A 22,413-nucleotide genomic window follows, 5' to 3' on the forward strand; every position below is an offset into this window, starting at 1 on the left:
ACGTGAACTTGCCCTTTTAATAAAGAGCCAGGTCTACTATAATGTAAGAGAAATGATTAAAAAGAGGGGGATAAAGTGATCAATTGGAAAGAATCCAAATTAATGTTCTGGACGGTTTGGTTATTGGCCGTTGCCATACTTATTTACTTGCTCCAACGCATTGATTTTTTATTGAACCCGTTAATGGGCATACTTACAGCATTATTTATGCCATTGCTTCTTGCCGGTTTCTTGTATTATTTATTAAATCCTCTAGTTAAATTGCTTGAACGTTTCAGAGTGAAAAGGATAGTTGGTATCACAATTGTAATGATATTATTAGTGGGTTTCATTGTCATCTCTATCTTATTGGGCATTCCTATGTTGATAGAGCAAACATCCAATTTAATATCCGGCATACCTCAATTTATAAGTGAACTGGAAATATATGCAAACCGCTTAGCTGAAGAACCGTGGATGCAGCAGATCGATATCAATTCAGCTTTAGAGAATTTGGAAATGTGGTTAAGAGATATTGGGTCACGTTTCTTAACTGGAATTGTCTCAGGTGCAGGAAGCGCTATTCAGGCATTCACTCAAGTAGCATTCTTGTTTGTTACAGTTCCGGTCATATTGTTCTACATGCTTCATGACGGCAAAAAATTTCTACCACATATCGTCAATATTGCGCCATTAAAGTATAAAAAAAATATCAAAGAAATGATTATGAAAACAGATGACACGATTTCAAGTTATATCAGTGGGAAAGGGTTGGCTTCCTTAATAGTGGGCGTCTTGCTCTTTCTCATGTATTCCATAGTTAATATGCCTTCTGCCTTTCTGTTATCCTTTTTTGCGGCCATTACTAATTTCATCCCTTTTGTTGGGCCATTTATCGGCGCAGGACCGGCAATCGTGGTTGGACTGATCGAATCACCGGGACGGGCAATACTGGTAGCCATCTTTGTTATAATTGCTCAACAATTAGACAGCAATTTTTTGACACCATTATTAGTGGGTAAATCCTTGGCAATTCATCCGCTGACAGTCATATTGGTGTTACTGGCTTCCGCAAATCTTGCCGGTTTAATTGGAATGTTGATAGGCGTCCCGGTTTTTGCTATTTTGAAAACGATAGGAACTTACCTATTTATAATGTATCAAGAAGAGAAGCTCGATAAGTATTCATTAGAAAAAAATAAATTTAAAGATTAAGGACGTTTACATTGACTGAAAATAACAATAACGAGTTAAATAAAGAAGTAAAAAGAAGAAGAACGTTTGCTATTATTTCCCATCCCGATGCGGGTAAAACGACGATTACCGAACAATTGCTACTTTTTGGTGGAGCTATCAGAGAAGCTGGAACAGTTAAAGCAAAAAAATCTGGTAAATTCGCAAAATCTGACTGGATGGAAATAGAGAAGCAGAGAGGGATCTCTGTAACGAGTTCAGTTATGCAATTTGATTATGACGACAAACGTATCAATATTTTGGATACTCCAGGACATGAAGATTTTTCCGAAGACACATACCGTACATTAATGGCAGTGGATGCTGCTGTCATGGTGGTAGATAGCGCAAAAGGTATAGAAGAACAGACCAAGAAATTATTTAAAGTTTGTCGTATGAGAGGTATCCCAATTTTTACTTTTATGAATAAGTTAGATAGAGACGGTAGAGAACCATTAGAGCTCATAGAAGAATTGGAAGAAGTACTGGAAATTGATGCTTATCCAATGAATTGGCCGATAGGATCAGGTAAAACCTTATTAGGACTATATGATTTATATCACAATCGAATCGAAGCATTTAGACCTGAAGAATCAAATAAGGGCGAACGATTTATCTCGCTTAATTCAGAGGGAGAAATAGAAGGAGAACACAAGATCAAAAAAGAAAGCTTGTATAAGCAAGTACTGGAAGAGGCTTTGCTTCTTAAAGAAGCGGGGAATGAATTTTCTGAAGAGGCTATAGCAACAGGGAAACTAACACCTGTATTTTTTGGTTCTGCCTTAAATAATTTTGGCGTGCAGACATTTTTGGAAATATTTCTGCAATTTGCTCCTGAGCCATCTTCTCACGAAACAAGAGAAGGAGAGATAGTCCAACCGACAGAACCAAGGTTTTCAGGATTCATATTTAAAATACAAGCCAACATGGATCCGCGTCATCGAGATAGGATTGCGTTCTTAAGAATTTGCTCCGGTAAATTTGAAAAAGGAATGGACGTGACATTATCACGTTCAGATAAAAAAATCCGACTCTCAAATTCAACTCAATTTATGGCTGAAAGTAGAGAAATTGTTACTGATGCTGTAGCAGGAGATATTGTTGGCCTCTATGATACTGGTAATTTTCAAATAGGGGATACTATATATCAAGGTAACGATGAAATAGAGTATCAGGAATTGCCACAATTTACACCTGAACTATTCATGAAGGTTGAACCGAAAAACGTTATGAAGCAAAAATCATTTCATAAAGGAATCAATCAACTTGTTCAAGAGGGTGCAATTCAACTCTATAAATCCTATCACACAGAAAGCTATATTATTGGTGCTGTGGGACAACTTCAATTTGAAGTTTTCGAACATCGGATGCGAAATGAATATAATTCGGAAGTCATTATGACTTCGATAGGTAACCGTATTGCTAGATGGGTCAAGCCGGAACAATTGGATGAAAATATGGGGTCAAGTAGAAATATGCTTGTAAGAGATCGCTTCGATCAGCCTCTATTCTTATTTGAAAACCGGTTTGCTATGAGATGGTTCAGTGATAAATACCCAGAGGTCGAACTGACTTCATTATTATAATAAATAAAAAAACACATTCTGCGTTTCAGGTTCATTGTATTGAACCTGAAATACGAATGTGTTTTTTTATTCAAAAGTTTAAACGGATGAGCTAACGCTTAAATTTTTATTTAAGCGTGGACTAGAGTTAGTCAGAAATCGTTTCTCCACTGTCATTACTTTGAATCTCATTAACAGATTCAGATGCTGATATTTTAGTAATGACGATAGCCTCATTCTCGACTGTTGCCAATATTTCTCCGGGTTCCGGATTATTCAAATAAAATTCAGCAATCTTATCTTCAATTTGTTCTTCAATCACTCTTCTTAAAGGGCGTGCGCCCATTTTAGGATCATAACCTAAATCAACCAGTTTTTCTTTTGCCTGCTGAGCGACGTTCAATGTGATTTCATGTTGACTTAGAGCTTCATTGACATCGTCCAGCATCAAATCGACAATTTCCAGGAGATTTCCCTTTGTAAGAGAGTGAAACTCTACGATGCCGTCAAAACGATTTATAAATTCTGGTTTAAAGTAATCTTGGAGATGGTTTATAATGGAATGCTGTACGCCACTTAATTGTGCTCCAAACCCAACACTCGATTCAACATTTGTTGTCCCCGCATTACTTGTCATAATTATGATGGTTTCTTTGAAGTTTACTGTTCTGCCTTGGGCATCTGTTAAGCGTCCATCGTCTAAAACTTGTAAAAACATATGCAGAACATCCGGGTGAGCTTTTTCAACTTCGTCAACCAAGATTAAACTATACGGGTTTCGTCTTATTTTTTCAGTTAATTGTCCCGCTTCATCATATCCGACATATCCTGGAGGTGAACCAATAAGTTTAGACGTGCTATGTTTTTCCATGTATTCACTCATGTCCAGACGCACATAGGCATCTTTGCTTCCGAACAATTCCAGGGCTAATGTCTTGGCTAGCTCTGTTTTCCCCACACCAGTAGGACCTATAAACATAAATGATCCGATCGGACGATTTTTCTGTCTTAATCCAATACGGTTTCTACGAATCGCTCTTGCAACTTTATCGATAGCTTCATCCTGACCGATAACGTGGTGTCTAAGTGATTTATTTAGATCTTTTAATTGTGTTTGTTCTTTCTCTTTTAATTCACCAACTGGGATGCCAGTTTTAATTTCAATGATATTGATGATATCTTGTTCAGTCACTTCGGGTTGTTCAGACTGAGGTGTCTGCTGAGAGATCATTTCTCTGAATTTTGTTGCCTGGTCACGATAAAAGGCCGCTTTTTCATAGTCTTCTTGTTCCAAAGCTTCTTGCTTGTTTTTTTCCGCGTTGTTTATTTTTTCTTCCAAAGATTTTGGATCAACAGACTGAATGGTTAAATTCTTTTTAGAACCTGACTCATCCATTAAATCAATGGCTTTGTCCGGTAGGAAACGGTCTTGGATATAGCGGTGGGATAATTCTACAGCACTTTTTATCGCTTTATCTGAATATTTTACGTGATGATAATCTTCATATTGTTTTTGAATACCTTTTAAAATGGTTAAGGTTTCTTCTATTGAGGGTTCGTCTACTCTTACAGGCTGCAACCGACGTTCCAGTGCAGGGTCTTTTTCTATTTTTCTGTATTCATTTAAGGTCGTCGCACCAACCAGTTGTAATTCACCTGTGGCTAACGCCGGTTTCAAGATATTACCTGCATCCATGCTGCTTCCTTCAGCTGATCCTGCACCAACTATTTCATGTACTTCGTCGATGAATAATATAATCTTATTATCTTCACGTAATTCATTCATTAATTGTTGCATGCGTTCTTCAAATTGACCTCTGATGCCTGTTCCTTGGACGAGGGAAGCAACATCTAAACGAATAACTTCTTTGTCCTGGAGTTTTTGAGGGACTTCTCCGTTAACTATTTTCAGAGCCAAACCTTCGACAATTGCTGTTTTACCAACACCAGCTTCTCCTGTCAGCACTGGATTATTTTTTTTTCGTCTATTTAAAACTTCAATGACACGTTCTATTTCTTTATCTCGACCGATGATAGGATCTATTTTACCATCTTTAGCGAGTTGATTTAAATTAACACCATACTCACCAAGTATTCCACCGCGACCGCCACCTTGTCTAGGCGGTTGCTGATTGTTCCCGGGGAACGGTTGATTCGGCGGGGTAGGCTGTTGTTCGTTAGGGTTTTGTTTTTGCGACAGCGCTCTAAACAAATCATCAAATTGATTGAATCCAAAGGGGTCTTGATTATTTCCTTGGTTTAAACGTCCTTGCTGTTCCTGCTGTTTTATTTCACGATAACATTTTTGACAAAGATCAATTTCTCGTTTACGACCATTGACGCTTGTTGTTAGATGAATAGTTGCAGGTCGTTCCATACAACGTTGACAAATCATAATATAAAACATCCTTTCGCTTATAGTTTGACTCAATTATACTCGTAATTTCGTCAAAGGTCAGTTCAAAACAGTTGAGTACATCAATATCCAGACTATTTTATCTGACCAATACTGACCTTTGATAATTATATTATACATTGACCAATTTTGACTTTCAAGTACTAAATATGTAGATTAAGAAAAAATAGTTGTAGGTAAGGGGGAATAATGGTAATCTGTTATAGAAAGAAAGAATAAAATGGATGCTTATTGGGAAAGTGCGGTACAAACGTTATAATCCCATAAAGCGTAAACGTTCTATTCCTTTCGATAAAAAAAATACTTTATTTAAAAGGAGAAATTCAAATGGAAAAAAGAGAATATACAATTATCGCAGAAACAGGTATTCACGCTAGACCAGCTACTTTATTAGTTCAACAAGCTAGGAAATTCAACTCAGATATCACTTTAGATTATAAAGGTAAATCTGTTAACTTGAAATCAATCATGGGCGTTATGTCTCTTGGTGTTGGCAAAGGTGCAGAAGTTTCAATTACTGCTGATGGAGCTGACGAAAAAGAAGCTATTGAAGGAATCGAAGGAACAATTAAAAATGAGGGAATGGCTGAATAATGACTTTAAAAGTATCCGGAATTGCAGCAAGTGATGGAATCGCTCACGCAAAAGCTTACTTAATGGTTGAACCAGATTTAACTATCGAAAAAACTGATATTTCCGATACCGATTCTGAGATGACTCGTTTAACAGAAGCTATGGATAAATCTAAAGAACAATTAACTAAAATTAGAGCTATTGCTGCGGAGTCATTAGGTGAAAATGAAGCGCAAGTTTTTGATGCGCACATTATGGTATTGTCAGATCCAGATTTGATAGATCAAACTAAAACAGTAATCGATAATGAAAATGTTAATGCCGAATTTGCTTTCAAACAAGTAACTGATATGTTTATTACAATGTTTGAGGGAATGGAAGATAATGCTTATATGCAGGAGCGTGCAGCTGATATTCGTGATGTCAGAAAACGTGTACTAGCTAATCTGCTGAACGTTACCTTACCATCTCCAGCAACAATTGAAGAAGAAGTTATCATTATTGCAGAAGATTTAACACCCAGTGATACAGCTCAACTAAACAAAAAATATGTTAAAGCTTTTGTAACAAACGTCGGAGGTCGTACATCTCATTCTGCTATTATGGCTAGATCATTGGAAATTCCAGCAATCGTTGGAACAAAAGATATCACAGAGCGAGTATCTGAAAATGATATGTTGATCGTAGATGGTTTAGAAGGCGATGTTTACATTAATCCTTCTGAAGACGAGATTTCAGCTTTCAATAAAAAAGCTAAAGAACATGATGAATTGAAAAAAGAATGGGATCAATTACTAAATGAACCTAGTGTAACTAAAGATGGCAAACATGTTGAATTAGCTGCGAATATTGGTACACCAAAAGATTTAGAAAGTGTAAAAAACAATGGTGGAGAAGCTATTGGTTTATACCGTACAGAATTCTTATATATGGAATCAACAGAACTACCATCTGAAGAAGACCAATACAATGCATATAAAAAGGTATTAGAAGGTATGGGCGATAAGCCAGTCGTTGTGAGAACAATGGACATTGGCGGAGATAAAGAGCTCCCATATTTGAAATTACCAAAAGAAATGAATCCATTTTTAGGTTATCGCGCTATCCGCGTTAGTTTAGATCAAGATTCTATTTTCAGAACACAATTAAGAGCTCTATTGCGTGCGTCAGTTCATGGAACGTTACGTATAATGTTCCCAATGATTGCAACGTTACCAGAGTTTAGAGAAGCTAAAGCAATGTTAGAAGAAGAGAAAGCCTTGTTGCTTGAAGAAGGAGTAAAGGTCGCTGATCATATTGAAGTGGGAATTATGATTGAAATCCCTGCTGCTGCAGTATTAGCCGATCAATTTGCTAAAGAAGTTGACTTCTTCAGCATCGGAACAAATGATTTGATTCAATATACTATGGCTGCGGATAGAATGAACGAACGTGTTTCCTATCTGTATCAACCATATAACCCTTCAATCTTACGCCTTGTTAAAGGGGTCATAGATGCAGCGCACAAAGAAGGAAAATGGGCAGGTATGTGTGGAGAAATGGCTGGAGATCAGATTGCGGTCCCTCTATTAGTAGGACTAGGATTAGATGAATTTTCTATGAGTGCAACAAGCATACTTAAAACAAGAAGCTTGCTCAAAAAATTGGATTCTAACAAAATGAAAGAATTGTCCGAAAAAGCTCTATCCGAATGTACAACTGTGGATGAAGTTATTGAATTAGTTAATCAATATGTAGAAAATTAATATAAGTAGATTGAGTCCGTTAGGGGCTCAATCTTTTTTTATATAACAGTCTTTTTTAGGAGTGAAAATATGAAAAAAATCGGATTTATTGGCACGGGTGTGATGGGGAAATCGATTATAGGTCATTTGTTAGACAATAATTATACAGTGAATATATATAATCGGACAAAATCTAAAGCTGAAACACTCATAAGTGGAGGCGCGATATGGAGGGATTCACCGAGTGAAGTTGCTGAAGAGTCAGATGTGATAATTACCATGGTTGGATACCCTTCTGACGTAGAAGAGGTGTATTATGGGGAGTTGGGAATCTTTAAAGCTGATATATCTGACAAAGTACTTATTGACTTAACGACCAGTACACCATCAATGGCTAAAAAAATCAGTCAGACGGCTTCAGAACACAACGCCAGAGCTTTAGATGCGCCAGTATCTGGTGGAGACTTAGGCGCCAAGAATGGAACGTTAACGGTAATGGTAGGTGGAGAGCAGGAAGCCTATGAGTCAATGAAAAGTCTTCTGGAACTTTTCTCGTCTTCACTTATGTTGCATGGTCCAGCCGGAAGTGGCCAACATACGAAAATGGCAAACCAAATTATGGTAGCAGGCACAATGACAGGTTTAGTAGAAATGCTGGTATATGCTGAAAAAGCTGGATTAAATCTTGAAAAGGTAATCAAGACAGTAGGCGGAGGAGCGGCCGGGAACTGGTCATTAGAAAATTATGCTCCGAGAATTTTAAAGAAAGACTATTCACCGGGCTTTTTTGTTAAACATTTTATTAAAGATCTAAATATAGCTCTAGAAGAATCTGGAAAAATGCAACTGAATTTACCCGCAACAAAACTAGCTAAAAATCTTTACGATCAATTGAGTCAAGATGGATATGATGAATCTGGAACCCAATCGTTAATCAAATTATGGTGGGATGCTGAATAATAATGCGTTTATCTGATGAATAAAAAATAAGCGAATCATCGGTTAATCATACCGATGATTCGCTTATTAGTTTAAGACTATTGCCTACGCAAGTCATTTACATATTGAGTAAGGCGATCCATAGCTGTCTCTATATCTTCCAAGCTGGAGGCATAGCTAATTCTGAAATAACCTTCTCCTGCATCGCCAAAAGCGTCACCTGGTATCATGGCAACTTTAAATTTTTTAGCAAATTCGTAACAAAAATCATAGCTTGTCATCGATAGGTTTTCAGGTAGAGAGGCAAAGACGTAGAAAGCTCCTGTGGGTTCGGTTGTGTCCAAATCCAATGTTCTTAAAGCATGCACAACAGTGTCTCGACGTTTTTTGTAAGCTTGCTTCATTGGAAGCGCATCGTCAATGCCATGGGTCAAGGCTTCGATTCCAGCATATTGCGTAATGCTGGAGGCACTTGTTACAAGAGCCTGATGTGTTTTTAAAAGTTCAGTTGTCAAACTCTCCGGTGCGAAAATCAGACCCAGGCGCCAGCCTGTCATAGCGTGAGATTTAGAAAGGCCATTGATTACAATAGTTTGGCTTCTTAAATGTTCTCCAAGCGAGATATGGGTCTGATCATATACAAGTTCGCTGTAAATCTCATCACTAATGGCTAGCATATCAGGATAGTTTGAGAGTGTCTGAGCCAGAGTAATGACATCTTCTTTAGTCCAAGTGACACCAGTAGGATTATTCGGATAATTCAGGATAATAGCTTTAGGTATTTTGTCTAGGCTTTGAATCGTTTTGTCTATCATGTCAGAGGTAATTAAAAAGTCGGTTTCAGAAGTATCCATGTAAACCGGTGTTGCTTGGCTCATTCTTACTAGAGAATCATAGAGAGAAAAAAATGGAGACGGAATTAAAACATAATCTCCAGGATTAAGAATCGTAAATAAAGAAGTGGCTAAGGCTTCGGTGGCGCCAACAGTAGCTATCACTTCAGTTTGTGGGTTGTATTTGAGGTTGTATTTAGCCTCTACAAATTTTGATGCAGCTTCTCTGAGTTTAATGTCTCCGGCGGTACTTGTGTAGAATGAGAAATTAGAATCGATTGCTCTTTTTGCAGCATCTTTTACGTGTTGTGGTGTAGGGAAATCCGGTTGTCCGAGTGTTAAACGGATTAAGGGCTCAAAAGCAGAGACCTGATCATCAAATTGTCTGATTTTAGAAACATCCAAAGCTTTTATTTCGCGATTTAAATTATAAGTATGTGTATTTGTCATGTGCTTTCCTCCTATTTCAAATTATTTTACCATAATTCCTACAAATAATTGATAGTTAATTCTAGTCACCGAGTCATCAATGACAATAAATCCTTAAATCGTAGCGCATCTAATGTAATTCGAGCTGTAATCTGTTAAAATAAAAAAGTGAAGAGACAATAGAAGGAGAAAGGTGAAAAAAAATGAATTCATCCCAACTTATCCCAATTATCAAACGTTTAGAAGCTATGCGTGAAGATCAATCGGAAGAAGTACAAGTTAGACGTTTTGAAAAAGACGGCGTTGAAAAATGTATCGTGCGTTATGATAGCAAGTCTAAAATGTTTGAACTTGAAGATCGCACAGCACAGCAAGTATATGAATTCGATAATATTGATTATGTGGCCGTTGAAATACTTGAATTGATCGAATCTGCTACATCTATCGGAGAGTAAGAAGTGCAAAAAAGGAAGTGCTTTGTGTACTTCCTTTTTTTTAGAAAATCCCCTTTCGTGCATTGAAATAATAGTTTAGGAGGGAAGTAATGCTGAGTAGTTTTAAGCCCACGTGGATGGTTGAATCCATTTATCAAATTACACCTGAGCAATTAAAGAAAGCCAATATAAAAGCTATATTAACAGATTTAGATAACACTCTAATTGCATGGAATAATCCAGAAGCAACTGAGGAAACTATTCGATGGATCAAACTAATGAAAAAAAATGATATTAAAGTTATTATTTTATCAAACAACTCCAATAAACGAGTGAAAAGAGTAGCAAGTATACTGGAATTAGATTTTATACCAAATGCATTGAAACCATTAACGATAGGCTTTAAAAAAGCTATTAAAGAGTATTCTTTCCCGAGAGAAGAATGGTTGATGGTAGGAGATCAGATCATAACCGATATAAAAGGCGCAAATAACGCGGGGTTTAAAAGTGTATTGGTTAAACCTATTTTAGATTCCGATGCATGGAATACACGACTAAACAGATTCGTAGAGTTGAAAATAATGAATTACTTGATAAAAAATGATTCAGAAATGAAATGGAGAGATACGATACATGGCAGACGAATTAATGAATGATGAAATGAGATGTATTGGCTGTGGAGCTATTTTACAATCAAAAGAGGAGTCAATTTCCGGTTATCTTCCATCTTCCGTATTAGGTGAAAGTGACTCGGAAGATGATGTATATTGTAAACGATGCTTTCGGTTAAGACATTACAATGAAGTTCAGGATGTTGAGCTAAACGATGACGACTTTTTAAATATGCTTCAGGAATTGAATCAGAAGGATGCTTTAATCGTCAACGTTATAGACATCTTTGATTTCAATGCAAGTATTATTTCAGGAATTCAAAGATTTGCGGGTAATAATCCTATAATAATTGTGGCGAATAAAAGTGACCTTTTACCAAAAGTTCATCGAAAAAGCAAGTTGCGTCAATGGGTGACAGAACAAGTTCAGAGTCATGGCATTAGACCTCAAAATGTGTATTTAGTTAGCGCGTTAAATAAAGAGTCTGTTACAGAATTTATGAAAGCCCTAGAAAAAGAACGTAAAGGAAAAGATGTTTATGTTGTAGGAACAACCAACGTAGGCAAATCAACATTAATTAATCAAATAATCAATATTGCTACAGAGTCAGAGAACACAATCACGACATCTTATTTTCCAGGGACGACTTTGGGTAAAATTGAGATTCCACTGGGCAACAAAAAGGTGCTCGTTGATACTCCCGGGATCATACAAAAAAATCAATTTTCACAATATTTAAATCCGCAAGAATTAAAAATCGTCACTCCAAGAAAAGAAGTTAAAGCAAAAGCTTATCAATTGAACAATAAGCAGACATTGTTTCTCGGTGGATTAGCTAGATTTGATTACTTGATGGGAGAAGGAAAACAGTCATTTGTCTGTTATCTTTCAAACGAAATAACTATTCACCGAACAAAAACAGAAAATGCAGATGAATTATATGAAAATCATTTAGGTGAGATGCTGTCTCCGCCTAGCGCTGAATCCGTCGCTACTTTTCCTAAATTAAAACGGCATGAATTCAAAATAAAAGAACCGTCAGATATAGTGTTTAACGGCTTGGGGTGGGTATCAATCGATGCTACAGATATACAAGTAGCAGGCTGGGCACCAGAAGGTGTAGATGTTATAGTGAGAAAACAGCTTATTTAATAAATGTAAAGATATAGAAAAGAGGATCAATATGAAATTAACAGGTAAACAAAAACGTTTTTTACGTGCTGAGGCAAATCATCTTTCACCCATTTTTCAAATCGGGAAAAATGGTTTAACTACTGACATGGTCAAAGAATTTGAAGAATCGCTTGGAAATAAAGAATTAATGAAGGTGCAGTTACTTCAAAACACTGACTGGACTGCTTCTGAAGCGCTGACTTTTATTGAAGAAAATTCCGAAATTATTGTTGTACAGAAAATAGGCAAAGTATTAGTTTTATTTAAACCTTCTGAAGATGAAAAGTATCAGCGTTACTCTTCTCGCTTGCCTAAATCCAATCATTCATAAAGGGGAGCATGACCGTTGGTAAATATGGTTGCGAATGTCGTCGTGGAACCAAAAGTACTCGATGAGCTGTATCAGACGGTTCCAAGGAGAAAAGTTGGTATATTAGGTGGAACATTTAACCCACCCCATTTGGGGCATTTAATTATTGCTGAACAAGTAAAAAACCAGCTGGGGTTAGAAATGGTAATGTTTTTACCAAGTGCTAATCCTCCACACAAAAAAGAAAAGAAAACCATCGATGCCAAACACAGGATAGCGATGATACGTGAATCGATCAAAGATAACGAAGGGTTCTCAATTGAAGAAATCGAAATACAACGTGGGGGTAAAAGTTACACTTACGATACAATTGTTCAACTTAAAGAAATGAATCCGGATATAGAGTTTTATTTTATTATCGGAGCGGATATGGTAGAGGATTTAAAAAACTGGTATAAAATTGACGACCTTATGCAAATCATTCAATTTGTAGCGGTTAATCGCCCTTATCACAGTTTGGATACGTCTTATCCAGTTATCACGGTTGACGTACCGAACATCGACATTAGTTCGAGTTCGATTCGTCAAAAGGTTATGGATGACTGTTCAATAAAATATTTAGTTCCTCCAAAAGTTGAGAAATATATCGAAAGTGAAGGATTATATAAAAATGAGAAAAATTCAGATGGATTATCAGAATGATTTAATTAGTGTAAGTAGAGAAGAACTAATTAATATTATGCAGGATTCAATGAGTCAACGAAGGTACAGACACGTGTTAAGAGTGGAGAAAACGGCTATAAAACTTGCCGAAATGTACAATATAGACATAGAAAAAGTCAGTATTGCTGCTTTAGCGCATGACTATGCAAAAGAGAAATCTGATGAAGAAATGCGAGATTTGATTATTAGTGAAAATCTGGAATTAGACATGTTACAGTTTGGAAGTAATATTTGGCATGGTCCTGTTGGGGCGATCCTCATGAAGAATGAATACCAATTAGAAGACGAAGCTATTTTAGAAGCCATAAAATTTCATACCATTGGAAGTCCAACAATGGGAGATATTGCTCAAATTATATACGTTGCTGATTATATAGAGCCTAGACGTTTACACAGAGGTGTAGATAAGGCAAGAAAATTAGCTGAAAAAGATCTGGCAGCGACAGTTGCTTATATCACCAGACAAACATTAAAACATTTAGTTGATAGAAAAAATAAAATATACCCCAAAGCTGTAGAGACTTATAATGCTTGGGTGGTAGAAAAATAAGGGGAAAAAGTATGACTCAATCATCAATAGATGTACTAGAATACGTAGTAAAAGCGGCAGATTCAAAGAAAGCCGAAGATATATTAGCATTGGATATGAAAGAGGTTTCTTTGTTAGCAGATTATTTTGTTATCCTGCATGCAAATAATGATAGACAGTTAAATGCCATCTCATTAAGCATATTAGAAGCAGCTGATAAAAATAATCAAGAGGTTAAACGCGTTGAGGGAAAAGATAATGCACAATGGATTCTAATTGATTTGGGAGATGTTATTGTTCATTTGTTTAAACAAGAAGAGCGCGATTTATATAAATTAGAGCGGTTATGGTCTGATGCAGAACAAGTTGATATAAGCAAATGGCTTGACTAATGACGTACAATTGGTTTGCAAAAGTATATGATAATCTCATGGATGATAGCCTTTATGACAAGTGGTTAGTCTATACAAAAAAATACATTCCGAATAGCGAAAAGATACTTGAACTTGGTAGTGGAACAGGCATACTGGGACTGAAATTAAAAAGAGCTGGTTATGATATCACTGGTTTAGATTTGTCTGATGAAATGTTGAGTATTGCTTACAACAGACAACTTGATGAAGAGTTGTCATTTCCTTTAATACAAGGTGATATGAGACATCTAGAGGATCTACCGATGTATCCTGGAATTATATGCTACAGTGACGCTCTGTGTTATATGGAAAATGAGAAAGAAGTCTTGCTCGTTTTTAAAGAGGTTTATAATCGACTGGAACAAAACGGCAAATTTTTATTCGACGTGCATTCTATCACTCAAATAGAAAGATTTTTAACATCATCGTTTCACGCAGAAACAGATAACATTGTTTTTATATGGGATAGTTTTGAAGGGGAATACCCTTATTCGGTGGAGCATGAATTATCTTTTTTTGTTAACAACAAAGATAATCTATATGAAAGATTTGAAGAGACGCATAAAGAGAGAACCTATCCGATAGATGTTTATATTGAATTGCTGCGAGAAGCAGGTTTCCATACTATCGACGTGAGTGCTGATTTTACAGATGAAGTGAGTGAAGAGAGTAAGCGCTGGTTTTTTGCTTGTACTAAATAAGGGGTTTGTTTATGAAAGTATGTGGGGTTGTAGCCGAGTATAATCCGTTTCATAATGGGCATTTGTATCATCTTCAAGAAGCTAAAAAGAAGACTGAAGCTGATGTTATGATAGTAGCCATGTCAGGCAACTTCCTTCAAAGAGGTGAGCCGGCAATTGTAGATAAGTGGGATAGAGCATCACTTGCGTTACAGCATGGTGCCGATATCGTTGTCGAGATCCCTTCAGCTTTTAGTGTCCAGCCGGCAGACTTATATGCAAAAGGCGCTATAGAGCTTTTGAATCACATGGGTATTCATGTATTGAGTTTTGGAAGTGAATCTGGAGAAGGTTCTGATTTTGTTCAAGCTGCAACTGTTTATTTAGAGAAAGAAAAAGAAATAAATGACCTTTTTCGCAAAGAACAAAAACAAAAACTGACCTATGCAAGAAACATGAGTGATATTCTCTCAAAATATTTTCCGGAATTCAAACTTGATCTTACTCAGCCGAATAACATGCTTGGTTTTGCCTATGCAAGAGCACTAAAAAAATATAACAGATCAATTGAGATTGAAACGATTCGCAGAAAGAGCAGTCACTATCATGATAGTGAAGTCATGGCAGGTAATGAAATCGCCAGTGCAACAGCTATTAGAAATCTGGTGTTTTCTGAAGATAAGTGGGATGATTACAAAACACTTCCTTTTCCAAAAGAAACAGAAGAGATTTTAAACAAAAGTAAACATGTAAATTGGGATGATTATTTTTCATATCTAAAGTATCGAATACTGACAACTTCGCACTCTGAGTTAAGTCGGATTTATTTAATGGAAAAGGGTCTAGAATATAGAGTGAAAGAAGTCATTAAAGAATCAGCGAATATGAATGATTTTTTATCTCGATTAAAAACGAAACAACTTTCCTGGACAAGGTTACAGCGTTTAAGTTTTTATATACTGCTTAATCAATCTAAAGCAGAAATGGAAAAGAAAACAGAGAGTGTAGAGTATATACGTTTGCTAGGATTTAACATGACTGGGCAAAAACATTTGAGTGAGATAAAACATCATTTAAAAAAACCATTGATCACAAACGTTAATCAGAAAAACAATAAGTTGCTCGCTTATGATTTAATGGTTGGAGATGTTTATAGATTAGCCGATCAAAACAGAATTGAAAGCCAAGACTATAAAAGAAAGCCTATTAAAATATATTGACATTATCAGCTCGAAATAGTATAATTATTTTTGTTGCTCAATTAAGTCAATTTTTTAAAAAAGTAACGACTTAAGTGCCTATGCTATTTAGGTTGAAAAAGACGTTTAACACTGAGGTGAAGTCTATGAAAATCAAATGGGCATTAAATGAATTGAAAAAATATCAGGATGCTCCTTTAACTGTAAAGGGATCCGTCGATTTAGAAAAATCACTGAAGAAACGTGATGATGAAATAATCGCGGTAAGTCCGGTTTCCTTAAAAGGAAGTTTATCAGTTGCAGAAAAATCTGTTTATTATGTTGATTTGATAGTGAGCTTGAGAATTACCATACCATCTTCGCGGTCTTTAGAACCAGTAGATGTATCGATGGAATTTCCATTTTCAGAAATCTATCTAGCCCCTGATTCTACTGTTAGTTTGGAACAATTTTCAGAAGAAGAGTTAGCCGAGCGATTGTCCGAGGATATATTAGATCTCAATAAACCTATTGAGGACGCAATTTTAACTAATAAACCCAGTCAAGTATTTACAGTAGAAGAGCTTGAAAAGGATGATATGCCAAGCGGGAAAGATTGGATAGTATTACCAGAAGATCAGCATAACGATGATATTAATTCATCTAATGGTGAAGGAGATCCAAGATTTGCAGTGCTTAAGGATCTCTTCAAAGAAGATAACGAGTAAGTATATAGAATTTGAATCCTTTTAAGGAGGTGTGTTGGAAAATGGCAGTACCTAAAAGAAGAACATCTGTTAGCAGAAAAGCAAAAAGACGTACTCATATTAAATTGGATATTCCAAACATGAGCGATTGTCCTAATTGTGGCGAAGTTAAACGTAATCACCACATTTGTATTTCTTGCGGACATTACGCAGGCAAAGAGGTCATCAACAAAGAAGCTTAATTTAATCAATCTATCAGATGAATTAAATTATATAAAAAAGTGTTTATGACTATTGTTCATAAACACTTTTTTTTATTCTCTTTAGGTTATGTGTTACATATGTAATATTGAACTATAATTCGAAGATAAGAAATGGAAGTGACTTCATGGGCTCATTAAAAAACATACTCCCTTTAATTGGTTTTTATTTAGTGCCGTTTATTACATTTATTTTTTCAAGATGGATCAATAAACAATTCAAGTTGATACAACTGTCGATAAAAGTAGTCGATTTAATTATACCTTACATGATTTTGCTTCTGTTCATCATCAGTCAACTCTATCTAGCAATTAATCTTTTGCCTTACTTGTTCATTTCAATCTCAATAATAGGTATTCTCTTAGCATCTTATTATACGTTCTACAAACAAGAGTTGAATTTGTATCTGTTTTTTAGAATATGGTGGCGTATCGTTTTTGTTATTTGTTTAATTACTTACATTGGGGCAGGTATTTGGTTGATATATCAAGGAGTAATTTAAAGGAAGAGTTAGTCATAAAAATTTAATAAACAAGCGTTCCCTAGTCATATGTATCAATGACTAGGGCTTTTTTTTTGTAAGTGTATAAATAAATATTTTTAAGGGAAATAATGTGGTGGAAAGTGGGGAGTTGTGGTAGACTTTACCTTATAAGTGGGAAAGGGGTGCAGTGAAATGTTATTAGGTGAATACAAACACTCAATTGATGCAAAAGGCCGCTTGATTGTTCCAGCTAAATTTAGGGATGATTTAGGCGAACGTTTCATTGTAACCCGCGGATTAGACGGTTGTCTTTTCGGATACCCCATGGAAGAATGGAAACTCCTCGAAGCAAAGTTGAAACAACTCCCTCTTGCTAAAAAAGAATCGAGAGCGTTTACACGATTCCTATATTCAGCAGCTACTGAATGTTCACTAGACAAGCAGGGAAGAATTAATTTGCCCAACACATTAACTAAACATGCAGCACTCGAAAAAACGTGTTATATCATTGGTGTGTCGGATCGCATTGAAATATGGAGCGAAGACAGATGGACCTCATTTGCTGAAGAGGCTAATGAATCATTTGAAGACATAGCTGAAGAGATGATAGATTTTGGATTCTAACACGGACAGTCAGCAAAGGGGTAAAAAAATGGCGGAATTTAAACATGAAACAGTATTGTTAAATGAGACTGTAGAGGGTCTTAATATAAAACCAGATGGCATATATGTCGACTGTACTCTAGGTGGAGCAGGACATACTGCACTCCTCTTAAATGAATTAAGTTCAGAAGGTCACGTGTATGCTTTTGATCAAGATATGACAGCCATTGACAGCGCTAGTCAGGTATTAGCTGAAGAACTAAAAAGTGGGAAATTGACATTTATACATGATAATTTCAGAAATATAAAATCCGCCTTAGAAGATAGAGATATTTTAAAAGTAGACGGTATTATCTACGATTTAGGTGTTTCATCTCCTCAGCTGGATGTTACAGAAAGAGGATTCAGTTATCACAAAGATGCCCAACTGGATATGCGAATGGATCAATCTCAAGCACTAACTGCTCACGATATAGTAAACAATTGGGATTACAGCGATTTGGTTCGGATTTTCTTCCGATATGGTGAAGAAAAATTCTCGAAGCAGATTGCTCGAAAAATTGAAGCAAGTCGAGAAAACAAGTCTATTGATACGACACACGAATTAGTGGATATCATCAAAGACGCTATTCCAGCCTTCGCACGTCGAAAAGGTGGTCATCCCGCCAAACGTGTATTCCAGGCATTACGTATTGCAGTAAATGATGAACTGGGTGCTTTGGAAGATTCATTGGAGCAAGCAGTTGATATTTTAAATGTGGGTGGACGTATAAGTGCCATAACCTTTCACTCACTGGAAGATCGAATAGTTAAACAATTATTTAAAAGTTATTCGGATTTACCAGAATTACCTCGTGGGTTACCTATCATTCCAGATCATAAACAACCTATCCTGAAGATGATAAATAAAAAACCTATTTTACCTTCTGAAGAAGAATTGAATGAAAACAATCGTTCAAGAAGCGCAAAGCTAAGAATAGCTGAAAAGCAAAGAGAAAAATAATTAACTAATAACTCATTGCAGAAAGGAGAAGGGTACCAATGATGAATGATAATTTAGCTAGACAATTAGCTAATGAAACGCAGCCATTAACACAACCCAAAAAGACTGAAAATAGAGAGATTGAAAAAAAACTACATAAAGGTTTAACTCGATTAGAGATGGCAGTTAGTGGTTTGTTTGGATTTGTTCTTTTTGTGTTGGCCGTTGCACACATCGCTTTATCAATGCAAGTCTCAACCATGAACAGAAGCATTCAAGATATAGGATCACAAGCAACCATGGTTCAAATAGAAAATAGCAACTACGAACAGAATGTACAAGAATTATCACGTTATGACCGTGTATATTCGATTGCCAAAGAGAACGATTTGCAAATGAATGAAGAACAAATTAGGAATGTGTTTAAATGAGACGTATTAAAAGAAAATTAAAGGCTTCGAATCCTTTTCATAATAGAAAATATATAGCGATAGCGCTGTATATTTTTTGTTTTATCTTGTTTTTCGGTGTCTTTTCACGGTTTGCTATTATCATGGTAACGGGAGAAGTTAACGGAGAAAATTTAATTCAAAATGTGCACAAGTTGTATACACGAAATAATACCTTAAAGGCTAACAGAGGGACGATTTACGATGCAAATGGAAACCCTATTGCTCTGGATGCAAACTCATATAAAATGGTTGCCGTCCTGACGGATGAATGGTCAACACCAAAGCGCCCTATCCATATACAAGATCCTGAGGCTGTAGCACAAGTGTTATCTGAACATATGTCAATGAGTAAAGAAGACCTCCATGACAGATTAACCTTGGACAATAGTCAAGTAGAATTTGGAAGTGACGGCAATAATTTAACTTATGAAACCGTGAGTGGAATTAAAGAAAGGTTAAAACTAAAAGAGTTAACAGGTATAACGTTTGAGGAGAAAAAAAGTCGACTATATCCAAACGGATCGTTTGCATCTCACACGATCGGTTTAGCTCAAAGAGATAGTGAAGATGAAGACAGTCAATCGCTTAAAGGTGTCTTGGGTCTTGAAAAAGAATTTGATGATATATTAAGTGGTGAAGATGGATGGATAGAGTATCAGCGAGATCGGTTTGGTTATGTTATTCCCAATCAGGAAATAGAAGAAGTTCGGCCTACTGATGGCAATGATATCCAGTTGACAATTGACAGACGCATGCAGATTTTCCTAGAAAGCATTGTCGAAGATGTCAATGCTGAACATAAACCAGAAGCAATTACGGCTACCTTAATGAATGCAAAAACAGGTGAAATTTTAGCAACAACACAGCGTCCAACGTTTAATGCGACGACTAAGGAAGGCATCGATCAAACCTGGCAAAATTTTCTGATTGAATATACCTTTGAACCTGGATCTACAATAAAAGTAATGACATTAGCAGCAGCGATTGAAGAGGGTACATTCAGACCATATGATTATTATCGGTCAGGTAAGATTCAAATTGGCGGGGGCACTGTACATGATGTCAAACCAGAAGGCTGGGGTAATATCTCTTATCTTGAGGGATTGGCTCGTTCCAGCAACGTTTCTTTTGTTCATCAAATCGAAGAAATGGGATACGATAAGTGGAAAGATCACCTAGACGCCTTTGGTTTTGGTCAAGCGACGGGCATTTCTTTACCCAATGAATATACTGGGTCCAATCCATACAATCGAACACTTCAAAAAGTCAACACATCATTTGGTCAAGGCATATCTGTAACGCCTATTCAAATGCTTCGTGCATTTTCAGCAGTCACCAATGAAGGGAATATGGTTGAACCTCACTTGGTTAAAAAAATAATAGATACCAAAACAGGTGAAGAAACACTTGTTGAAACTGAAGAAACAGCTACAATGATATCTAAAGAGACAGCGGTGCAAACACTTGAATATTTGACTGAAACAGTATACAGTGATGTAGGTACAGCCAGAGGGTATGAAGTAGAGGGTTTTGAAATCGCAGCTAAAACAGGAACTGCTCAAATCTCTAGTGAAACTGGCGGTTATCTTTCAGGTGATTCCAACTATGTTTATTCAGTTGTTGGGATGGGATCCGCCGAAGATCCGGAACTTATATTTTATGTGACTGTTCAAAAACCGACTTTAAATGATGTAGGTCATGGAAGTCACGTGGTTCAGAAAATATTTAATCCAGTTATGAAAAGAGCACTGGAATATTATTCTAATGCAAATGATAGTGAAGTGGATTCAGTTGAAGAAAAGCAAAAATTGGAAAATGTTATTCAACAAAGCACTCAATCTGTGATTGATCAATTAAATAAAGAAGAAATAGATTACAGCATTATCGGTTCAGGTGATACGATCGTTCAGCAGCATCCCGATCCAGACGCTGAAATCGATGAATCAAACCGTGTCATGCTTTTGACTAACGGAGCCATGACTTTGCCTGATTTAACAGGTTGGTCTAAGAGTAACGTGTTAAAATTGACAGAATTGACTGGTATTGATGTTACATTTGAAGGTGAAGGCTTTGTATTGTCACAAGACTTACCCGTCAACGCCTTTATCGAGAGTGGAACTGAACTTACAATAGTTTTGTCACCTAACCAATAATTCAGCTTATAAGATAAGGAAGGATTAGAATATTGCAAAGCATTCAATTAATATATCCACTGCTATTAAGTGGAGTAATCGTTACAGGGTTAATGCCTGTATTTATAAAGTATTTCAAGCAAAAGCAAATGGGCCAGGTAACTAGAGAGGAAGGTCCTTCTTGGCATGAAGCAAAGTCAGGAACGCCTACAATGGGAGGTATCACACTTCTCATAGCTGTGTCGATCATTTCTCTAATATTCAGTTTTGTCTTTCCAATCAATACGTTACTGGTTCTCTTACTAGTTTTTATATTATTGGTTTATGGAACTATCGGTTTTGTTGATGATTATATAAAAGTCATCCTGAAACGTAATTTAGGATTGACAAGTTTGCAGAAACTGATTGGACAAATAGTAGCGGCTATTCTTTTTTATTTTGGTGTCTCACGAGTCATAGATATTCAAAGTATCGCTTTGCCTTTTGGAAATGAAATAGAGTTAGGTTATTTTTATATTTTGTTTATTTTATTTTGGTTAGTCGGTTTTTCAAATGCGACGAATCTGACTGATGGTATCGATGGTTTACTAGCAAGTACTGGTTTTATTGCCTATTTCAGCTATACTATTATTGCTGTTCTTCAAAATCAGTATGAAGTAGCTGTCTTTACATCCGCAATCATGGGGTCTTTAATTGGTTTCTTTATTTTCAATAAAAAACCAGCCAAGATTTTCATGGGGGACGTCGGTTCGCTAGCTTTAGGAGCTGGCTTAGCTGCGGTGTCTATTGTTTTAAATCAGGAATGGACCTTACTCTTGATTGGAATAATATTCGTACTTGAAACGGCCAGCGTCATGATACAGGTGACATCATTTAAGTTAACAGGTAAACGTGTGTTTAGAATGAGCCCGATTCATCACCATTTTGAAATGGTAGGATGGAACGAATGGAAAATTGTTATCATTTTTTCACTAATAACTTTAATTGCATCTTCATTAACATTTTTAATGCTTTAATGTACTGAAAAACTGGTAGTAGCTTTCTACTTC

At 36.3% G+C, this 22,413-nt stretch carries 24 protein-coding genes; 22 read left to right on the forward strand and 2 right to left on the reverse strand.

Features of this window, described 5'->3' with window-relative positions; genetic code table 11:
* Positions 1-75 precede the first annotated feature (75 nt).
* Positions 76-1,194, forward strand: a complete 1,119-nt coding sequence (locus AX762_RS01495) for an AI-2E family transporter (RefSeq protein ID WP_083432738.1) — start codon at positions 76-78, stop codon at positions 1,192-1,194.
* An 11-nt stretch (positions 1,195-1,205) separates the two neighbouring features.
* Positions 1,206-2,798: a peptide chain release factor 3 gene (locus AX762_RS01500; protein WP_071847412.1), complete on the forward strand. Its 1,593-nt coding sequence runs from the start codon at positions 1,206-1,208 to the stop codon at positions 2,796-2,798.
* A gap of 127 nt (positions 2,799-2,925) precedes the next feature.
* Here the strand turns inward: AX762_RS01500 and AX762_RS01505 are convergent, their stop codons facing one another.
* The gene (locus AX762_RS01505; protein ID WP_071847413.1) at positions 2,926-5,172 is read right to left on the reverse strand and encodes an ATP-dependent Clp protease ATP-binding subunit; all 2,247 of its coding nucleotides are present in this window, start codon (positions 5,170-5,172) and stop codon (positions 2,926-2,928) included.
* A gap of 348 nt (positions 5,173-5,520) precedes the next feature.
* Here AX762_RS01505 and AX762_RS01510 point away from each other — a divergent pair, with 348 nt between their 5' ends.
* The 3 genes from AX762_RS01510 (at position 5,521) to AX762_RS01520 (ending at position 8,450) form a co-directional block, all read left to right on the forward strand.
* Positions 5,521-5,787 carry a phosphocarrier protein HPr gene (locus AX762_RS01510; protein WP_071847414.1) on the forward strand — a complete coding sequence of 89 codons (267 nt, stop codon included), beginning with the start codon at positions 5,521-5,523 and terminating at the stop codon, positions 5,785-5,787.
* Positions 5,787-7,511: a phosphoenolpyruvate--protein phosphotransferase gene (gene ptsP, locus AX762_RS01515; RefSeq protein ID WP_071847415.1), complete on the forward strand. Its 1,725-nt coding sequence runs from the start codon at positions 5,787-5,789 to the stop codon at positions 7,509-7,511. Before AX762_RS01510 ends, ptsP begins: the two co-directional genes overlap by 1 nt.
* A gap of 69 nt (positions 7,512-7,580) precedes the next feature.
* Positions 7,581-8,450, forward strand: coding sequence for an NAD(P)-dependent oxidoreductase (locus AX762_RS01520; RefSeq protein WP_071847416.1), 870 nt, complete (start codon positions 7,581-7,583; stop codon positions 8,448-8,450).
* A 77-nt stretch (positions 8,451-8,527) separates the two neighbouring features.
* Here AX762_RS01520 and AX762_RS01525 read toward each other — a convergent pair whose 3' ends face one another.
* Positions 8,528-9,712, reverse strand: coding sequence for an aminotransferase class I/II-fold pyridoxal phosphate-dependent enzyme (locus AX762_RS01525; protein WP_071847417.1), 1,185 nt, complete (start codon positions 9,710-9,712; stop codon positions 8,528-8,530).
* A 182-nt stretch (positions 9,713-9,894) separates the two neighbouring features.
* On the opposite strand from AX762_RS01525, the gene AX762_RS01530 reads away from it, so the two are divergent.
* The 17 genes from AX762_RS01530 to mraY all read left to right on the forward strand — a co-directional run bounded on the left by AX762_RS01530 (position 9,895) and on the right by mraY (position 22,380).
* Complete coding sequence (locus AX762_RS01530) at positions 9,895-10,146, forward strand: YkuJ family protein (RefSeq protein WP_071847418.1); 252 nt, start codon at positions 9,895-9,897, stop codon at positions 10,144-10,146.
* Between the two features lie 89 nt (positions 10,147-10,235).
* On the forward strand, positions 10,236-10,781 hold the full coding sequence (locus AX762_RS01535; protein WP_071847419.1) for a YqeG family HAD IIIA-type phosphatase: 546 nt from the start codon (positions 10,236-10,238) through the stop codon (positions 10,779-10,781).
* Entirely contained in the window at positions 10,774-11,889 is a 1,116-nt protein-coding gene (gene yqeH / locus AX762_RS01540; RefSeq protein ID WP_071847451.1) for a ribosome biogenesis GTPase YqeH, read from the forward strand. The genes AX762_RS01535 and yqeH overlap by 8 nt, the downstream gene beginning before the upstream one ends.
* 31 nt (positions 11,890-11,920) lie before the next feature.
* Positions 11,921-12,241 (forward strand): ribosome assembly RNA-binding protein YhbY, encoded by a 321-nt coding sequence (gene yhbY, locus AX762_RS01545; protein WP_071847420.1) that lies wholly within the window; start codon positions 11,921-11,923, stop codon positions 12,239-12,241.
* Between the two features lie 15 nt (positions 12,242-12,256).
* A complete protein-coding gene (locus AX762_RS01550; protein ID WP_371261620.1) occupies positions 12,257-12,922 on the forward strand; it encodes a nicotinate-nucleotide adenylyltransferase in 666 nt (221 codons plus the stop codon).
* Positions 12,906-13,493, forward strand: coding sequence for a bis(5'-nucleosyl)-tetraphosphatase (symmetrical) YqeK (gene yqeK / locus AX762_RS01555; RefSeq protein WP_071847453.1), 588 nt, complete (start codon positions 12,906-12,908; stop codon positions 13,491-13,493). The genes AX762_RS01550 and yqeK overlap by 17 nt, the downstream gene beginning before the upstream one ends.
* 11 nt (positions 13,494-13,504) lie before the next feature.
* Complete coding sequence (gene rsfS, locus AX762_RS01560) at positions 13,505-13,864, forward strand: ribosome silencing factor (protein ID WP_071847421.1); 360 nt, start codon at positions 13,505-13,507, stop codon at positions 13,862-13,864.
* Positions 13,864-14,586: a class I SAM-dependent methyltransferase gene (locus AX762_RS01565; RefSeq protein WP_071847422.1), complete on the forward strand. Its 723-nt coding sequence runs from the start codon at positions 13,864-13,866 to the stop codon at positions 14,584-14,586. Before rsfS ends, AX762_RS01565 begins: the two co-directional genes overlap by 1 nt.
* Before the next feature lie 11 nt (positions 14,587-14,597).
* The gene (locus tag AX762_RS01570) at positions 14,598-15,785 is read left to right on the forward strand and encodes a nucleotidyltransferase (protein ID WP_071847423.1); all 1,188 of its coding nucleotides are present in this window, start codon (positions 14,598-14,600) and stop codon (positions 15,783-15,785) included.
* Between the two features lie 125 nt (positions 15,786-15,910).
* Positions 15,911-16,471, forward strand: a complete 561-nt coding sequence (locus AX762_RS01575; RefSeq protein WP_177244011.1) for a DUF177 domain-containing protein — start codon at positions 15,911-15,913, stop codon at positions 16,469-16,471.
* 41 nt (positions 16,472-16,512) lie between these two features.
* Positions 16,513-16,692, forward strand: coding sequence for a 50S ribosomal protein L32 (gene rpmF, locus AX762_RS01580; RefSeq protein WP_071847424.1), 180 nt, complete (start codon positions 16,513-16,515; stop codon positions 16,690-16,692).
* Between the two features lie 146 nt (positions 16,693-16,838).
* Complete coding sequence (locus tag AX762_RS01585) at positions 16,839-17,213, forward strand: DUF3397 family protein (RefSeq protein ID WP_071847425.1); 375 nt, start codon at positions 16,839-16,841, stop codon at positions 17,211-17,213.
* 174 nt (positions 17,214-17,387) lie between these two features.
* A complete protein-coding gene (mraZ, locus tag AX762_RS01590) occupies positions 17,388-17,819 on the forward strand; it encodes a division/cell wall cluster transcriptional repressor MraZ (protein WP_071847426.1) in 432 nt (143 codons plus the stop codon).
* A 28-nt stretch (positions 17,820-17,847) separates the two neighbouring features.
* Complete coding sequence (rsmH, locus tag AX762_RS01595; protein ID WP_071847455.1) at positions 17,848-18,801, forward strand: 16S rRNA (cytosine(1402)-N(4))-methyltransferase RsmH; 954 nt, start codon at positions 17,848-17,850, stop codon at positions 18,799-18,801.
* 38 nt (positions 18,802-18,839) lie between these two features.
* Entirely contained in the window at positions 18,840-19,211 is a 372-nt protein-coding gene (ftsL, locus tag AX762_RS01600; RefSeq protein WP_071847427.1) for a cell division protein FtsL, read from the forward strand.
* Positions 19,208-21,385, forward strand: a complete 2,178-nt coding sequence (locus AX762_RS01605; protein ID WP_071847428.1) for a penicillin-binding transpeptidase domain-containing protein — start codon at positions 19,208-19,210, stop codon at positions 21,383-21,385. Before ftsL ends, AX762_RS01605 begins: the two co-directional genes overlap by 4 nt.
* A gap of 32 nt (positions 21,386-21,417) precedes the next feature.
* Positions 21,418-22,380, forward strand: coding sequence for a phospho-N-acetylmuramoyl-pentapeptide-transferase (gene mraY, locus AX762_RS01610; RefSeq protein ID WP_071847429.1), 963 nt, complete (start codon positions 21,418-21,420; stop codon positions 22,378-22,380).
* Positions 22,381-22,413 lie beyond the last annotated feature (33 nt).

Origin of the sequence: Alkalibacterium sp. 20 (genome assembly GCF_001885615.1) — a bacterium.
In the GTDB taxonomy this organism is placed as follows: domain Bacteria; phylum Bacillota; class Bacilli; order Lactobacillales; family Carnobacteriaceae_A; genus Alkalibacterium.

Bases quoted from the DNA above. Each gene is read 5' to 3' on its own strand.
- AX762_RS01505 (WP_071847413.1), bottom strand. From the start codon at position 5,172: ATGATTTGTCAACGTTGTATGGAACGACCTGCAACTATTCATCTAACA.
- AX762_RS01510 (WP_071847414.1), top strand. From the start codon at position 5,521: ATGGAAAAAAGAGAATATACAATTATCGCAGAAACAGGTATTCACGCT.
- ptsP (WP_071847415.1), top strand. From the start codon at position 5,787: ATGACTTTAAAAGTATCCGGAATTGCAGCAAGTGATGGAATCGCTCAC.
- AX762_RS01520 (WP_071847416.1), top strand. From the start codon at position 7,581: ATGAAAAAAATCGGATTTATTGGCACGGGTGTGATGGGGAAATCGATT.
- AX762_RS01525 (WP_071847417.1), bottom strand. From the start codon at position 9,712: ATGACAAATACACATACTTATAATTTAAATCGCGAAATAAAAGCTTTG.
- AX762_RS01530 (WP_071847418.1), top strand. From the start codon at position 9,895: ATGAATTCATCCCAACTTATCCCAATTATCAAACGTTTAGAAGCTATG.
- AX762_RS01535 (WP_071847419.1), top strand. From the start codon at position 10,236: ATGCTGAGTAGTTTTAAGCCCACGTGGATGGTTGAATCCATTTATCAA.
- yqeH (WP_071847451.1), top strand. From the start codon at position 10,774: ATGAATGATGAAATGAGATGTATTGGCTGTGGAGCTATTTTACAATCA.
- yhbY (WP_071847420.1), top strand. From the start codon at position 11,921: ATGAAATTAACAGGTAAACAAAAACGTTTTTTACGTGCTGAGGCAAAT.
- yqeK (WP_071847453.1), top strand. From the start codon at position 12,906: ATGGATTATCAGAATGATTTAATTAGTGTAAGTAGAGAAGAACTAATT.
- rsfS (WP_071847421.1), top strand. From the start codon at position 13,505: ATGACTCAATCATCAATAGATGTACTAGAATACGTAGTAAAAGCGGCA.
- AX762_RS01565 (WP_071847422.1), top strand. From the start codon at position 13,864: ATGACGTACAATTGGTTTGCAAAAGTATATGATAATCTCATGGATGAT.
- AX762_RS01570 (WP_071847423.1), top strand. From the start codon at position 14,598: ATGAAAGTATGTGGGGTTGTAGCCGAGTATAATCCGTTTCATAATGGG.
- AX762_RS01575 (WP_177244011.1), top strand. From the start codon at position 15,911: ATGAAAATCAAATGGGCATTAAATGAATTGAAAAAATATCAGGATGCT.
- rpmF (WP_071847424.1), top strand. From the start codon at position 16,513: ATGGCAGTACCTAAAAGAAGAACATCTGTTAGCAGAAAAGCAAAAAGA.
- AX762_RS01585 (WP_071847425.1), top strand. From the start codon at position 16,839: ATGGGCTCATTAAAAAACATACTCCCTTTAATTGGTTTTTATTTAGTG.
- mraZ (WP_071847426.1), top strand. From the start codon at position 17,388: ATGTTATTAGGTGAATACAAACACTCAATTGATGCAAAAGGCCGCTTG.
- rsmH (WP_071847455.1), top strand. From the start codon at position 17,848: ATGGCGGAATTTAAACATGAAACAGTATTGTTAAATGAGACTGTAGAG.
- ftsL (WP_071847427.1), top strand. From the start codon at position 18,840: ATGATGAATGATAATTTAGCTAGACAATTAGCTAATGAAACGCAGCCA.
- AX762_RS01605 (WP_071847428.1), top strand. From the start codon at position 19,208: ATGAGACGTATTAAAAGAAAATTAAAGGCTTCGAATCCTTTTCATAAT.